We start from the raw sequence: 15,049 nt of genomic DNA, 5'->3' as shown, positions 1-15,049 counted from the left end.
GTGTCGCGGCGACGCGGGGCATCAAAGAGTTGAGAATTAGCAGTTCGAGAGAACTGTCGCCCAGACAGGGGCAGTAGTGTACCGCACGCGGCGGAGGAGCGTGAGAGCGAGAGAACGGCGGGGACAGTCAGCCACTCGGCGGAGTCGGTCGTCAGTCGCCCCGGTAGCCGTGACCCGCGACGAGTGCGAGGGCGTGGAGCGCGAGCAGGACGGCGAACGTCGAGCGCTCCCCGGCGGTGAAACCGCCAGTGAGAATCGGGAGGTACGTCAACGGGAGGACCACGGCGGACCAGAATCCGGCGAACTGGAACGGAGCGCCGAGTCGTCCGAGCGTAGACGTCACGCCGTTTCGAAGTTCGGAGCGAGTGTCGTCTGGGAGCCGAATCGTTCGTTCGTTACCGAGTGGGGAGGGCGCGTTCGACATTGCTTGTTCATCCCTTGGCGTCCCGACACCATATAACGGTGAGAGCGTTAGAGATATTTCGCGAGTTTTACTCCGCGCGCCCCGGTTTCCCGTCGTTTCACGGAGGGGTAGAGACGTTTTACTAAGGCACTAGAACCGCCCAGAAATTTTAAAACCGATTCTGAGACCGTTTCTCGAATCCCGCCGCGCCGCGAACCAGTTCGGTCTACGCGTGACGCTCGATGCAGTCGCCGACGCGGGACAGTCCCTCTTCGAGTTCGTCGGTCGGCAGGCCGAATCCGATGCGGAAGTAGTCGTCGTAACCGAACAGTTCGCCCGGCGCGAGGACGACGCTCTCCTCTTCGACGACCGTCCGACAGAACTCCTTGCTCCCGTCGAACCCGTCCGGAATCGACACGAACCCGTTGACGCCGACGGGGTCGTACCACGACAGGTCGTACTCGGTGACGAACTCCCGGACGCGTTCGCAGTTGTGCGCGGCCAGCGTGCGGTTCTCGTCGAGGATGGCTCGCTCGCGCTCGCCGAGCGCCTGCTCGGCGAGATGCTGACCGAAGATCGACGGCGAGATTGTGGTGTAGTCCTTCCACTGCCACGCCCGTTCGACGACGTCCTCCGGACCGACTATCCAGCCGAATCGCAGGCCAGCGAGGCCGTAGGCCTTCGTGAGACTCGCGGTACTGATGCCGTACTCGCCCATGCTCGCCACCGGCGGAAGCGGGTCGTCGGAGAGCAGTCGGTACACCTCGTCGCAGAGCAGGTACGCGTCGTGGTCGGCCGCGACGTCGTAGAGTTCCCGGACTTTCTCCTCGGGGTGGTAGCGCCCGGTCGGGTTGTTCGGGTTGTTGAGGACGACCACCGACGTTTCGGGCCGAATCGCGTCGGCCACGGCGTCCACGTCGAGTTCCCACTCTGGCGGTTCGAGCCAGACGCGACTCACGTCGCCGAGGGCCTCCGGCACGGCGTGGAGCGCCTGATAGGTCGGCGTGACGACGACGGCGTGGGGAGTCTGGTCGGCGGACCCTGACGCGGCGGCGTCACCGCCGAGCGCCTCGTCACCGTCCATCAGCGCGAGGAAGGCGAGGAAGTTGGCCTCCTGCGCGCCGCAGGTGAACAGCACTTCGTCGGCCTCCCTGTCGTACCGGTCGGCCACTTCGGCGCGCAGTTCGGGGTCGCCGTCGGTCGGGATGACGTAGTCGAGTTTGCCGGGGTCGAGGTCGAATCGGTCGGCCTCCAGACTCCGGATTCCGCTCTCGGCGAGCATGATGTCGGCCTCGTGTTCGTACTCGGCGAACCAGCGTTCGAGTTCGAATGGGGCGATGTTCACGACGCGTCTATCGGTGCCGAGGATAAAAGTCAGGTCGGTTCGCCGGGCGGTCCGACGCTCACTCGATGGTCGTCCCGAGGCGGCCCTCGAGGTCGGAGAGGTCCCGGACCTTGTAGCTCTTGGCGTTCTGCCTGTGGGCCTCGGCCTTGCTCCGATACTCCTCGGCCTTCGACGTGTTACCCTTGAGCCGGTAGTACATCTCCTGCTGGTAGTCGGCGCACTCCTGAGCGGTGATGCTGGCGTACTGCTGGGCGTCTTTGGCGTACTGCTTTACTGTGGCGGCCTCGCTCGCTCCCGCGCGTTCGGCCGCGCGCCCGAAGTCGGTGGTCGCGCTGCCGAAGTACCCGGACGCGACGTTGAAGTCGGCGCGCGAACCGCGAGTGTTGCCGGCGTTGAACCGGTCGATGGCGCTGTTGTAGTATTCGATGCCGGAGTTCAGGTTCGTCATCCCCGCACTGTAGAGGCAGAGAACTTGCTTGTTCCGCGCGGCGTCGAGGTCCTTCTTGGTCTGTTCGACCGTCGACTCGAGTTCGTTGTTCGTCGAGTTCAGCGACTCGACTTTCGATTCGAGGTCGGCCACCGTGCCGTTCAGCTCCTCGATTCGAGCCGACTGATTCTCGATCTTCGCCTCCTTCTGCTCTATCTTGTCGCTCTTCTCCACCGTGTATCCTGCACAGCCAGCGACCGACATCGCCGCTCCTGCGGCCACAGCCGAACGCAAGAAGTTTCGTCGTTGCACACACCACACATATATCTATCTATACAGATAGAGCCGAGACGTATCACCGTTTTCCGGCGTTCGTTCGGCAGCGAGCGTTTGCAGAACGAGGCTACGGTCTTGCAGTGGCGCTCACACGTACATCAGCGGGACCATCGCCGCGACGCCGAGAGCGAGTCCGACCAGCAGTTCCTTGTGGCCCTCGCCCGGCAGTTCCTCGCCGGTCTCCAGCGCCTCGGGGACGAACTCGGTGACGACCAGATATATCATCGCACCCGCGGCGAATCCGAAGCCGAAGGGGAGGAACTCTTTAGCCCACCGGACGAACGCGAAGGCGACGACCGCGCCGATGGGTTGGGGGAGACTCGAGAACACCGCCGCGCCGACCATCCGCCACTTGCTCACGTCCATCGCGCGCATCGGGATGGAGACCGCCAGTCCCTCCGGGACGTTGTGGATGGAGATGGCGATGGTCATGAACACCGCCAGCAGGGGCACCGAGAACCCGAGAACGGGGATGCCGCCTTCGAGGCCCAACTCCGCGAACGAGACGCCCACCGCGACTCCTTCGGGGAAACTGTGGACGGTCAGGATGCCGAGGATGAGGACGAGTTTCCGGAGGTCGCCCTCCGCGAACGCCTCGGCCTCCAGCGCGTGGTCGCCGTGGCCGTGACCACCGCCGTCGGTGTGGACCGCTTCCGTCCCGTGAGCGTGTCCGTCGTCCACGGCGTGACCGTCCGCGGTGTCCGCGGCATGGCCGCGCTCAGACTCCGCGGCATGGCCGCGCTCGTCACCACCTTCTATATCGACGGCGTCGAGCGCCCAGTCGGCGACTTCCACGAGCGCGACGCCAGCGAGCAGGCCGCCGACCATCAGGGTCGGGAACCCGCCGGACGCGTAGGCCAACCCCTCGTTCACGAGTCCGAACAGCGACGCCGACACCATGATGCCCGACGCGAGGCCCCACAGCGCCACGTTCCACCGGTCGCTGAAGTCGTCTACCACGAAGAACGGGAGCGCGCCGAGTCCCGTCGCGAGCGCCGTCACGAGTCCCGCGACGAACACCAACACGAGGTTCTGCAGTAGTCCCATGTACGACCGTTCTCACTACTGGTAAAAAAGAGTTCCCAAAAAGCGAAACTGTTTTTGGCTATCCTAAAACAGCGGTCGGGGAACGACGGGACTGACGGTGAATCTGTCCGGGAGAGGACGGTCGAAAGACCACCGGAGAACGGCCCGAGAGACCACGACGGAAGACTGTTCAGAACGGAGTCGTTTCACGGGACGCCGACGTACTGGCGGCGTCGATAGAGGTACAGCACGGCCAGCGGAACGCCGATACCGACCCACATCGCCACGCCGAGCAGGATGTACTCGGACCGGGGGTTCCAGTCGGACACCGCGGCGACGAACTTCCGGTCGAAGTGGACTGCGATGGCGACGACTGCCGGAGCGGTCAGCGCGACGGTTCCCAGCAGAAACTGCACCCATTCGAGCGACGGGGGAATCGCGAGGGCCGTTTCGTTCCGGACGAACAACGCGGCGAACACCGCGAGGTTCAGGGCCACGAGCGTCCACCACCAGGCGGCGGTGTCGGTAGTGGTCGCGCCGTCGTCGGTATCCGCGTTAGTGCCAGTCTCTGCACCGTCGTCGGTCACCGTGATGGTGTCGGTGTTCGCGGAGGGTTCGGGCCGGGTGTCGGTCATCAGTCTCCGCCACGGCGCTGTCGCATCTCGTGGCGCGTGAACTGCGGGGTCACTCGCGTCCCCTTGCGCTGGCGGAAGGTCCGGTAGAGCAGGGCCGCGACGCCCACCGAGAAGACGCCCGCGACCGCCGCCGCCTCGACGTTCGTCAGCGCGTAGAGGAACGCGGTCGAGAACGCGCCGGAGGCCAACAGCATCCCGTAGACGAGGCGCTTGGCCAGCACCTCGAACACGTCGCTCCCGTCCTCGACGTCGGCCCGGATGTGGAAGTCCTCGCGGTCGATGCGGTCCAGCGCGCTCTCCAGTTTCGGCGGGACGCGGACCGACGACTGAACCGACCGCTGAATCTGGTCGCCGGTCTCGCTGGCGAACTGCTTTATCGACTCCTCGCGGTAGCCCTGCTCGGTCAGGTAGTCGGTCGCCACCGAGATGAAGTCGAAGTCGGGGTCCAGCGTGACGCAGACGCCCTCGACCACGGTGGCGACTCGCAGGACCAGCGCGAGGTTCGAGGGCAGACGCAGGGGGAACTCGTAGATGGTGTCCTCGACCTGTCCGACTATCTGCTGGACGCGGTAGGTCTCGATGTCCTCGCCGCGGGCGTCCTCGATGGCGAGTTCCATCACCTTCCCCATCGTCGCCCGGTCGGCCTCGGGACTGAGCGTCCCCATCTCGACGAGTGCGTCCAGAATCCCGTCGATGTCTTGATTGGCGACGGCGATGTAGAAGTCGATTATCTTGTTCTGGACGAACTCGTCCACCCGGCCCGACATGCCGAAGTCGTAGAAGACGATGGTGCCGTCCTCGCGCACCGAGAGGTTACCGGGGTGCGGGTCGGCGTGGAACACCCCGTCTTCGAGCAGCATCTGGAGGTAGGCACGCTGGAGGTTGACCGCGAGTTCGTGGCGGTCCACCCCCATGGCGTCGAGTTGCTCCACGTCGTTTATCTTGGTCCCGGAGACGTACTCCATCGTCAACACGCGCGGCCCGGAGTGGGAGTCGAACACCGCCGGAATCGCCACGGCGTCGTCGCCCTCGAAGTTCGAACGAATCTCTTCGAGCATGGCGGCCTCCCGTTCGTAGTCCATCTCCTGTCGAATCGTGCGGGCGAACTCGTCGGCGAGGTTCTCCAGCGAGAACGCACGCGCTTGGCCGAGGAACCGGAGCAGGAGGGGCAGCGACCACCGAATCACGCGCAGGTCGGCGTTCACCAGGTCCTCGATGTCCGGCCGTCGAATCTTCACGGCCACCTCCTCGCCGTCTATTTTCGCGGTGTAGACCTGCCCCAGACTCGCGCCGGAGATGGCGTCGGTGTCGAAGTCGTCGAAGTGCTCCTCGACCGGCCCGAGTTCGTCTTCGAGGACGGCCCGCGCTCCGGCCCACGGCGCGGGCGGCACCTCGTCCTGTAGCTTCGACAGCACGTCCACGTACTCGGGCGGCAGAACGTCGGGACGAGTCGAGAGGAGTTGGCCGAGTTTGATGAACGTCGGGCCGAGCGTCAGCAACGACTCCAGTAAGGTGTTCGCGCGCTCGACCCGGGTCTGGCTATCGACGCGGCGCGGACTGCCGAACAGCAGGTACCGGCGTCTGTCGCGGGCGTAACTGAGCAGGAGCGGCAGGAAGTGGTACGCGACGACGAAGAACCGCCGGTACGCACGGAGGTTAACCAGTGTGACCACCTCGCGTGGTCACCGACTCTCGATGTGGATTTCCTGCTCCGGCGTGGCGTCGCGCTTGGGCAGGCGCAGTTCCAGTACGCCTCGGTCGATGGACGCTTCCGCATCCGCGCCGGTGGCGTCCGGCGGCAACGGCAGGTCGGCGTCGAGGAACAGCGACCGCTCCTCCTGCAGGTACGAGAACTCCATCGGTACGTCCTTCTCCCGGCGCGCCTCGATTTCGAGTCGCCCGTCGGTGACGCTCACGTCCACCGTCTCCTCGTTCGAACCCGGGAGATCGACGACCAGCAGGTAGGCGTCGTCGCTCTCCAGCAGGTCGGCGAACACCGCGTCCGGCAACTCCCGCATGGCCTCACGAAGCGCTGACATACCTTCGTGTTAGGACGGAGGGGCGAAAAAGGGTGTGGTCCGGCCTGCGAGTTCTCTCATCACCAGATCGGTGGTGAGAACAGATATTCAAGAAATTCAATCGGTGAGCCGAAGAACCAGAAGAACGAGACGATGACGAGAATTCCACTGGCTATTTTTGATACGCCACTTTTGACGATGACTCGACCACCGGGGCCATCATAGCCGTGGGTAATGATGAACGGCGTCTCGTCTCCGTCACCGACTTCTAGAATCGAGTCGAACTCTGCATCCTCGTCCGTCATCGGCTCCCCGTACACGTATACTTTTTCACCGGGTTCGATTCGCAGTTCGGAGAAGTCTCGGTCGAAAGAATTACTGAGACTCACGTCATCCGCTTCGAGGTCGAGTTCTCGGGACGCCTTCTCTTCCGGCACTCCAGACTCGACGAACGCACGAACTGGTTCGGGAACCTCGTCAAACTTCGACACTCTGTAGTCGGAGGTCTTCCCAAATCGTAAGTCTGCGCCTTCCGGCCGGACGAGGACGGCGTTATCATTACGATCGGAAATCTCGAAAGGGACAGTAACGGTTCCCGAATCCAACGAAACCGTCGCTCCGTTTTGGTTCACTTCTCTGATTTTGTACTCGTAAGCGACGGACTCCGAGCGGGAGAACGGTGCAGTAAGAGTCTCTTCACGGGGAGAAACTCTCCCCGACATTTCCTGTAACTGGTCGTGGTGACGAATCTCGTCTAATGGATTTTCGTCGAGACCCCTAATATATCGAAAATAAGTACTTAAGTCTCTGAGGCCTAAAAATACACCGTAGACGCCCAACAAGGGAATAACTGCAGGAGCTATTCTACCGAATAGTATCTCAAACGCGACAAAGAATAGCCTAATGAGAAACTCGAACATACTTCTCCTAATACACTATCCTAAGATAAAATTTTGTGAAAATACTGCCTCCGGGAGCGAAAAGGTCTCGTTCCCACACGTTTTTGCCCGCGGACGGCCGTTCTACTTATGGCCGACGAGCAACCGGACTGCAAGGAGTCCGGATTCAAGGACAAGACACGCGTCGGCGAGGCACGCGAACGCCTCAAACGAGATACCCACCCGTGTAAAGGCCGAAGATAACGATACCGAGAACAACGAGGGCGAGGACGGCCTTCCTGCGGGCAACTCCGACAAAGTGTGCCGCCAGTTTAGCGTTATCGACGTCAGAGAGTAACAGGGTGTATCCTCCGGACTGTACAAAGCGGCCCACCGAGTCGATGTCGTCGTCCACGTCCTTTCGGTACCCGCGAGCGAACACGTTCGTACCCGGTTCGAGGCAACTTTCGACGATTCGAAGTCCATCGTCGGGTGCTTGCCCCGGAATCTCGGTCCCGTCCGACATCGAAGCGTTCCGAGTGCGGATAGTACCGGGAACGTATTCGTCAGGTTCAAAGTCGCGTTTGGCCGTCTGCTGCAGGTACAGTTTCGGGTTCTCGTCGTCTACGAGCAGACGACCGCTTTCGTCTTTCACCGCAAACGCGACGGCGTGCGTATCGGAGAACTTTCGCGGACTCGGTTCCTCGTCTGCTGGATTCTCGGCAGCCTCCAGACCGTACGCGACGCATTCAGTTCCGGAGATGGGTGCGGTCAAAACCTCCTCGTGTCGCTCGACAACGCCACGGACCTCGTCCGGAGAGTCGGACTCCGCGACGGAAGCGACGTTCTGAACAGAACCGGCCTGAATCCGACGACCACGAGCATACTGTCCGTAGGCAGTAAATAGAATTCCGACGGTAATTCCGACGCCGAGGAACGTTCCGCCGACAGCGACCCACGGAACGGTCCCCGAGGGGCCGAGAACCTTGGCGATTGTCGGTGCTAAATACTGTTCGTGTACCGCCGGCCAGAGGACTGGCGGTCGCCAAAAGAAATTTTGGATAGCGTAGTGGTTTCGGAACTTCCACGCGAACAAACCGAGACCAGAGGCTCCGACGACGAATCCTATCCACGAACCACCGAGAACCCTCTGGATTAAGTGGACAAACAAATAGGCTAACAGTATGCGTGCCACCAAATCGACAGCGCCGAGTCCGAGTGAGAAAACGGCCAGAAGGACGGAGCGAAGAGTAAAAACGAGCGGAAAGTGCAGGAAACTCGGGAGAGAGAAGTCGACCATCGCCCAGATGCCAACAAGGAAGAAGAGTCCACCGAGTAGGTAGGCCGAACCGACGCCAAGAGTGCGCATCGCTGTGGTACTCTCCGACTCGTCGCCGACGAGGAACATGGGGGCACCGTCGCTACCGAGTCGAGCGGTCAGGCCCTCCCTGGCCGCCGGGGTTCCGCTACCGTATACGTACGTTTCGTCTCCGGTTTCGAGACGACGCTCAATTAGCTTCCCGGGCTTGGTACTCGGAACCGCTGAGAGGTCCGGCCGGTTTTGCTCGGGCGTCTTCATCACCTGCTCACGAACGTCGTCCGGAGTCTCACTAAATCGACCGACAACTTCCGCGTAGTCCGTGTCCAGTTTGAAATCCGCATCCGGCGCTTCGACGAGCACCCGACCTTCTTCGTCCTCGACGACGAACGGAACTGCCTCGCCACCTTCGTCCACGACGTGAAACGTGCTATTTTCGCTCCTCCTGATTTCGTACGTGTACGCCAAGCATTCAGTTCCAGTAAACGGCGTTGTTACAGTCTCGTCGTGTTCTCGGGCCACGCCTTCGATTTCGTGAGGCGGGTCGGTCGTCGGGAGGGTTTGGGAACTCGTGACCTCGTTGGTCCGAATGTGGTTGTGGATTCGGAACTCTCGAAAGGCCCGGCTGAGTCCCATCGTGCTGAGCCAGACGCAGCCGAGTACGAGTGCGCCAAATGCTGCAAAGTCCAGCAGATTCACGTCCGTCAATTTACAGAACACCAAGATAAAAACTCGGTCTCTACTCGCTCACGTTTTCCCCGGTGAAAACGTGCTTGAATCAAGACTCATCAACCCCATCAACACAAGCATGTAACAGGTGTGAATGATGCTTGCGATGGCTTCGCCACCGAGTTCCTCTCCGACGACCTCGGGCAAGAGGTCACTGACGAGTGGAGGACCGTCCGTTCACCGGAAGAAACTCCCCTGACGTAAATATTCCCACACGTCTGTCCCCCACACTTTTTGACCGCAGGAGGCGGATTTCCGGACATGAACGGAGAGCAACCGGACCGCAAGGAGTCCGGATTCAAGAACAAGACACGCGTCGGCGAGGCACGCGAACGCCTGCTCGACGCGGTCGCACCCCACGACCGGACCGAAACGGTCGCGCTCGGGTCGGCGGACGGCCGGGTGCTGGCCGAGGAAGTCGTCGCCGCGCGGAACGTGCCCCACTACCCGAAAGCCGCGATGGACGGCTACGCGGTCCGCGCCGAGGACACCTTCGGCGCGAGCGACCGGTCGCCCGAGGTGCTGCGGAACCCCGGCGGACCGGAGAAGGCTGACGTGCCGGACGAGGTCCCCCCGAACGCCGCGGTCCGGGTCCACACCGGGAGCGAACTCCCAGAGGGCGCGGACGCCGTGGTGATGATAGAGCAGACGGACGAGTTCGGTTCCGAGGTCGAAATCTTCGACGCCGTGGCGGCGGGCGAGAACGTCGCGCCGGTCGGCGAGGACGTAGAGTCGGGCCAGCGCCTCTACGACTCCGGCCACCGCCTGCGGCCATCCGATTTGGGACTGCTCAAGTCGGTCGGTGTCGATACGGTCGAAGTCCGCGAGCGACCGACGGTCGGGGTGATTCCCACGGGCGAGGAACTGGTCCAGTCGGACCCCGGTCCCGGCGAAGTCGTCGAGACGAACGGTCTGACGGTCTCGCGCTACGTCGAGCGGTGGGGCGGCGAGGCGACCTACCGCGACGTGGTGACCGACGACCCCGACGCGCTCCGGGCGGCTATCCAGCGCGACTTGACGAAGGACGTGGTGGTGACCACGGGCGGGTCGTCCGTCGGCGAGCGCGACCTGCTCCCCGACGTCGTCTCGGACCTCGGCGAGATTCTGTTCCACGGCGTCGCGCTCAAGCCCGGCCACCCGGTCGCGGTGGGCGTGGTCGAGGAGACGCCCGTCGTCATGCTTCCGGGCTATCCCGTTGCCTGCATCGTCAACGCGGTCCAGTTCCTCCGGCCCGCGCTCAAGAGAGTCGGCGGGCTTCCCGAACAGGGGTTTCCGACGACCGAGGCGCGACTGGACCGGAAGATTCGGAGCGAACCCGGAATCCGGACGTTCGCTCGGGTGCAACTGGAGGACGGAGAGAACGGTGAGCGGACCGCAACCCCGACGAGAGCATCCGGGTCGGGCGTGCTGTCGAGCGTCGCGCTGGCCGACGGGTGGGTCGAGGTGCCGGAAGGCCGAGAAGGGATTCCGGAGGGGGAACCCGTCTCGGTGCAGGACTGGGAGTGGTCGGCGTGACGCGACGGACGACCTGTTGGGGCCGCCAGCAGACCTTCGACTGCGAAGACCGCTTAGAAAGCCCTCGCGCGTTCGACCGTCCGGGCCTCGCTGTGCTCCTTGGTCGGTCGCTTCGCTCCCTCCCTGCGGTGCTTGCGTCGTCCGGGACGGGTCGAGCGCGCTCGCCCTTTCAGTCCGCCGAGGACGGGGGACGGAGAACCAGGCGAAACGTGGAGATCAGCCAGGTGGCCCCCGGCGCGCGCTGGCGCGCCCCCGTGGCGCGCCCACATGTGCGAGGGACGAGCATCGCAGGCCGAAGGCCGAGAAGCGCAGGAGGATGGGGAGGTGTGAGGCGAGGTGCGATGCGGTCACGGTGCGGTCCTCATAGGCTCAAGCCTGAAGCTAGCCTGCTCCCCGAACCGACCTCTAGTACCGCACGGAATGCAGCGACACCACTTCGTACCCGAAATTCAGGAGCTGATACCCGATGACAGACAGAAAGGAGTTCAGAGATCTCTCGGACCCCGACGAAGCCAGAGACGCGATCGCCAGCCTCGACCTCGCGCCCGACCCCGAGGAGGTACCGCTCGCGGAGGCCCGCGGCCGAGTCCTCGCCGAGCGAATCGACGCCGACCTCGACGTGCCGGGGTTCGACCGCGCGAGCATGGACGGGTACGCGGTGCGGGCGCGCGACACCTTCGGCGCGGACGAGACCGACCCCGCGGTCCTCGAACTCGCCGGGACGGTCCACGCAGGCGAGGAACCCGCCGTGGAAGTCGGCGAGGGGCAGGCCGCCGAAATCTCGACCGGGGCGGTCATGCCCGCGGGCGCGGACAGCGTGGTGATGGTCGAACGAACCGACGAGCGAGACGACGGCGAGGCCGTGGCGGTCCGCACCGCCGTCGCGCCGGGCGACCACGTCATGCTCGCGGGCGCGGACGTGGCCGCGGGCGAGCGCGCGCTCGGTCCCGGAACTCGGCTCACGGCCCGCGAAATCGGCCTGCTGTCGGCGCTCGGCGTCGAGTCGGTCCCGGTCCGGGGCGAGCCGACGGTCGGCATCGTCTCGACCGGCGACGAGTTGGTCCGGCCCGGCGACGAGTTGGACAGCGCGGCGGGCCAGATCTACGACGTGAACAGCTACACCGTCGCCGCCGCCGTCGCGGAGGCGGGCGGGGACCCCGAACTCTACCCCCACGCCGGAGACGACTACGAGGAGATGGAGCGCGTCCTCCGGACGGCCGCCGAGGAGTGCGACCTCGTGCTGTCGTCGGGGTCCACCAGCGCGAGCGCGGTGGACGTCATCTACGAGGTCATCGAAGAGCGCGGCGAACTGCTCGTCCACGGCGTGGCAGTCAAACCCGGCAAGCCGATGCTCGTCGGCCGACTCGACGTCTCCGAGCCACGCTCGGACGGCTCGGAAGACGAGCGGAGCGAGTCTTCCGGCGACTCCGCCTACGTCGGTCTGCCGGGCTACCCCGTCTCGGCGCTCACCATCTTCCGGACGTTCGTCGCGCCCGCGATTCGGCAAGCCGCGGGAGTTCCGGAACCCGCGACCGCGACCGTCGAGGCCCGCATGGCGACCGAAGAGCGATACGGTGAGGGCCGGATGCGGATGATGCCGGTGGGCCTTACCGAGACCGGCGATGAAGAAGACGACTTGCTGGCCTACGTCGTGGACAAGGGGAGCGGCGCGACCACCAGCCTCGTGGAGGCCGACGGCGTGGTCGAGGTCCCGGCCGACACCGCCTACGTCGCCGAGGGCGAGACGGTCGAGGTCCAGTTGTTCTCGCCAGACGTGCGCCCGCCGACGGTCCTCGGCGTCGGCGAGGACGACCCCGCCTTGGCGCGCCTGCTGGACGCGCTCGACCGGCCACGGTACCTCTCGGTCGGGTCGCGCGAGGGCCTCCGGCGACTCCGCGACGGCGTGCCCGACTTCGCGGTGACGAGCGGCGAGTCGGGCGACGACCGCGGCGTCGAGGCGACGGAACTCGGCTCCTACGAGCGCGACTGGGGACTGGTCGTCTCCGCGGGCAACCCCGAGGGCATCTCGGGTCTCGCGGACCTCGCGGACCGCGACCTGCGGTTCGTCAACCGGGGGTCGGACTCGGGCCTGCGGACCAGTCTCGGCGACGCGCTCGCCGACCTCGCCGACGAGCGCGGCGTGACCCGCCACGACCTCGTGGACGCCATCGACGGGTTCGAGTTGGCCGCGAAGGCCCACGAGAGTCCCGCCAGAAAGGTCGCGGGCGGGCAGGCCGACGCCGGACTCGGCCTGCGGGCGACCGCCGAGAAACTGGACCTCGGGTTCGTCCCCGTCGGAACCGAGACGGTCCGCGTGCTGGCGAACCCCGACCGCGAGTCCAAGCCCGGCGTCCGGGAACTCGCGGCGGCGCTCGACGACGAGTTGGACGCCGTTCTGTCGGACTTAGCAGGGTTCGGTCGAGAACCGTAGATAGTAGCACAGGTTCTTCATTCAGGAACCTATCCGACACCGAATCCGGCGATTCGGTGGCTACGCGTGCGAACTTACTCAGGCAAGGAAGATTCCAACTGCATAGACGATGCACCCTAGTAGAACGACGGCGACGGTTACCATAGTAATCCGTTTCAGTGAAATCGAGACGATTCGGTCTGGAACGATTCCGAGAACTCTGTCGATCAGTCGCAAAATGACGACGATGACCGTCACGTAAATCGAGAATATGCTGACTGTCGCAATTAGGACACCGGCGGATTTGACAGTACCGCTAAGCGTTGACTGGGCCGGGTGAGAATCTAAATCGTCGTTGGCTCCATCGCCATCGGTGTCCGATGCCGTCGGGTCGAGATCTCCGGTCACTTCGGCCTCATCGGATAGCCCATCGTCGTCGGTGTCCTTGCTGAACGAGTCCGTTCCGTTACTGATCTCCTCACTGCTCGAGAGTCCGTCCTGATCGAAATCAGCCCCGGGACGTGATCGAATCAGCGTAGACTGCACCTTCGATCGTTCCGGAATCGCTGGCACCACTCCATCCTCGACAACGTGTTGAAGCCATCGTGCGTCCGATGGCCCCGCGATTTTCTTTACTGCGGTGTACACGTCCCCGGGTGCGAGTCGCTTTTCGTGCTGGTTTAGATAGCGAATCACGTCGATCACCGAGGCGTTCCCGCTGGTTGATTCACGTATTCGCAGGTCCAGCGCTGCAACTACCTGTTCTCCGACAGTGTAGTGTTCGCCATCGGTCGCTGTGAGAGTATGCGTTGCGTTCGCCGATGCAAGGCTGATCCGATCGTAGTAGGCGTCGAAATCGGCTCGTGTCTGCTGCATCGCCGCGAGATGAGCTAAATACTCTGCACTTCCCTCGATGAACCACGTAGTGCTATTCGTTCCCTCGACGATCTGAGCGATATGTACGTACTCGTGGCGAACGGTCTCGTTCGTCGCGTTGGCCTGGAGTCGGATGGTATCGTATCCACCCGTCCCCACTGCCCGTCCCTCGATTTGATCGTCGTACCAGACTGTGAGCGTGTCTGGCGTCTCTGGTAGGCCTCTAAGACGTGCAGTCTGGTTGATCGCACTCGCAACGTGGGCCGGTGGTGTGCTCGGATCGACTCCTTCGGGTCTGATCACGGGAACTCGCTGGCCGTCGGCGGTGACCCAACGAACCTCCGCCTTCCCTAAATAGACCCATTTCCCGACCTTACCCCCTGGCCCATGGGTTCTGACCGTTTCGGCCGTTATTTCGTGGCCGTTGACACGCTTCACCTCGGCGACATCTATCAGCGAACGATCGAACCGATGTAGGTCCTCGACTGTATCCATAGAATTGAGTGTCACAAAGACGGTCAACGATGGGTTCGTGCTGTTCCCCGTGAATCGCCAGCGTCGATACTCTGTTTCGGCCGTCATTCGGGAAACATTAGCGGTGTTCTCCATCTCCACTGCACGGTGTGTAGTGGCTGGAACGACTGCAGTATACTCCCCCGACTCGTCCAACCCTCGGAACGTAACGGTGATTCGCAACGTTGTCGTGGTTTCTGTACGGTTTTCGATGCCAACCGTATAGACCTCCGTCGGTTGTTCAGACACGTTCGACGACGGTGCTTTAGCTGTCTCTGTACCGTTGGCTCCCCCTACAACTGCCGGGGCGACAGCACTCGTCAAAAATACCAAACAGAGGAGTAGTGAACGTTGCTTCGTCATATCCGACATATTAGGACTCAGAAACAACGTGGTTAAAATCTGTGGGTCACCACGGGACTACAAATCGGTAATTTAAACAGATGCCCATCGACGAAGGAATCTCGTCTCTCCCCCTTCGCGTTCAGGGCGAACCATCCGAGAGAATGAGTCGATACGAAACTGTGCTGCTACCCCACTTCCCTATTCTGGACGCTATTTCGCTGCTATATCTAACAAACAGACCGTACTACCAACGCTGGTACCGCGACAGAACGAGG

The 15,049-nt window shown here is 63.1% G+C and carries 12 protein-coding genes; 2 read left to right on the top strand and 10 right to left on the bottom strand.

Annotation, left to right across the window (positions count from 1 at the left end; all coding sequences use genetic code 11):
- Positions 1-151: 151 nt before the first annotated feature.
- The 9 genes from NGM06_RS02165 to NGM06_RS02125 all read right to left on the bottom strand — a co-directional run bounded on the left by NGM06_RS02165 (position 152) and on the right by NGM06_RS02125 (position 9,085).
- A complete protein-coding gene (locus NGM06_RS02165; RefSeq protein ID WP_465260987.1) occupies positions 152-424 on the bottom strand; it encodes a DUF8028 family protein in 273 nt (90 codons plus the stop codon).
- A 205-nt stretch (positions 425-629) separates the two neighbouring features.
- A complete protein-coding gene (locus tag NGM06_RS02160) occupies positions 630-1,748 on the bottom strand; it encodes an aminotransferase class I/II-fold pyridoxal phosphate-dependent enzyme (protein WP_254268722.1) in 1,119 nt (372 codons plus the stop codon).
- Positions 1,749-1,806: 58 nt separating this feature from the next.
- Positions 1,807-2,469, bottom strand: a complete 663-nt coding sequence (locus tag NGM06_RS02155; protein ID WP_254268721.1) for a hypothetical protein — start codon at positions 2,467-2,469, stop codon at positions 1,807-1,809.
- Positions 2,470-2,598: 129 nt separating this feature from the next.
- The gene (locus NGM06_RS02150) at positions 2,599-3,558 is read right to left on the bottom strand and encodes a ZIP family metal transporter (protein WP_254268720.1); all 960 of its coding nucleotides are present in this window, start codon (positions 3,556-3,558) and stop codon (positions 2,599-2,601) included.
- A 185-nt stretch (positions 3,559-3,743) separates the two neighbouring features.
- Complete coding sequence (locus tag NGM06_RS02145; RefSeq protein WP_254268719.1) at positions 3,744-4,172, bottom strand: hypothetical protein; 429 nt, start codon at positions 4,170-4,172, stop codon at positions 3,744-3,746.
- Positions 4,172-5,845, bottom strand: a complete 1,674-nt coding sequence (locus tag NGM06_RS02140; protein ID WP_254268718.1) for an ABC1 kinase family protein — start codon at positions 5,843-5,845, stop codon at positions 4,172-4,174. Before NGM06_RS02140 ends, NGM06_RS02145 begins: the two co-directional genes overlap by 1 nt.
- A 9-nt stretch (positions 5,846-5,854) precedes the next feature.
- Positions 5,855-6,211 (bottom strand): Hsp20/alpha crystallin family protein, encoded by a 357-nt coding sequence (locus tag NGM06_RS02135; RefSeq protein ID WP_254268717.1) that lies wholly within the window; start codon positions 6,209-6,211, stop codon positions 5,855-5,857.
- A gap of 59 nt (positions 6,212-6,270) precedes the next feature.
- The gene (locus tag NGM06_RS02130) at positions 6,271-7,110 is read right to left on the bottom strand and encodes a hypothetical protein (RefSeq protein WP_254268716.1); all 840 of its coding nucleotides are present in this window, start codon (positions 7,108-7,110) and stop codon (positions 6,271-6,273) included.
- Between the two features lie 184 nt (positions 7,111-7,294).
- The gene (locus tag NGM06_RS02125; RefSeq protein WP_254268715.1) at positions 7,295-9,085 is read right to left on the bottom strand and encodes a hypothetical protein; all 1,791 of its coding nucleotides are present in this window, start codon (positions 9,083-9,085) and stop codon (positions 7,295-7,297) included.
- A gap of 291 nt (positions 9,086-9,376) precedes the next feature.
- Here NGM06_RS02125 and NGM06_RS02120 point away from each other — a divergent pair, with 291 nt between their 5' ends.
- Together NGM06_RS02120 and NGM06_RS02115 are read left to right on the top strand one after the other, a co-directional pair.
- The gene (locus NGM06_RS02120; RefSeq protein WP_254268714.1) at positions 9,377-10,630 is read left to right on the top strand and encodes a molybdopterin molybdotransferase MoeA; all 1,254 of its coding nucleotides are present in this window, start codon (positions 9,377-9,379) and stop codon (positions 10,628-10,630) included.
- 466 nt (positions 10,631-11,096) lie between these two features.
- Positions 11,097-13,061 (top strand): molybdopterin biosynthesis protein, encoded by a 1,965-nt coding sequence (locus tag NGM06_RS02115; protein WP_254268713.1) that lies wholly within the window; start codon positions 11,097-11,099, stop codon positions 13,059-13,061.
- Between the two features lie 78 nt (positions 13,062-13,139).
- Here the strand turns inward: NGM06_RS02115 and NGM06_RS02110 are convergent, their stop codons facing one another.
- Positions 13,140-14,411 carry a hypothetical protein gene (locus tag NGM06_RS02110; protein WP_254268712.1) on the bottom strand — a complete coding sequence of 424 codons (1,272 nt, stop codon included), beginning with the start codon at positions 14,409-14,411 and terminating at the stop codon, positions 13,140-13,142.
- Between the last annotated feature and the right edge of the window lie 638 nt (positions 14,412-15,049).

It is taken from the genome of Halorussus aquaticus (assembly GCF_024218795.1).
Lineage (GTDB): Archaea > Halobacteriota > Halobacteria > Halobacteriales > Haladaptataceae > Halorussus > Halorussus aquaticus.
This window is presented reverse-complemented; position numbering and strand designations above follow the sequence as displayed.

Coding starts and splice junctions, on each gene's coding strand:
- NGM06_RS02130 (WP_254268716.1), bottom strand. CDS start 7,110: ATGTTCGAGTTTCTCATTAGGCTATTCTTTGTCGCGTTTGAGATACTA.
- NGM06_RS02150 (WP_254268720.1), bottom strand. CDS start 3,558: ATGGGACTACTGCAGAACCTCGTGTTGGTGTTCGTCGCGGGACTCGTG.
- NGM06_RS02120 (WP_254268714.1), top strand. CDS start 9,377: ATGAACGGAGAGCAACCGGACCGCAAGGAGTCCGGATTCAAGAACAAG.
- NGM06_RS02135 (WP_254268717.1), bottom strand. CDS start 6,211: ATGTCAGCGCTTCGTGAGGCCATGCGGGAGTTGCCGGACGCGGTGTTC.
- NGM06_RS02110 (WP_254268712.1), bottom strand. CDS start 14,411: ATGGATACAGTCGAGGACCTACATCGGTTCGATCGTTCGCTGATAGAT.
- NGM06_RS02145 (WP_254268719.1), bottom strand. CDS start 4,172: ATGACCGACACCCGGCCCGAACCCTCCGCGAACACCGACACCATCACG.
- NGM06_RS02115 (WP_254268713.1), top strand. CDS start 11,097: ATGACAGACAGAAAGGAGTTCAGAGATCTCTCGGACCCCGACGAAGCC.
- NGM06_RS02165 (WP_465260987.1), bottom strand. CDS start 424: ATGTCGAACGCGCCCTCCCCACTCGGTAACGAACGAACGATTCGGCTC.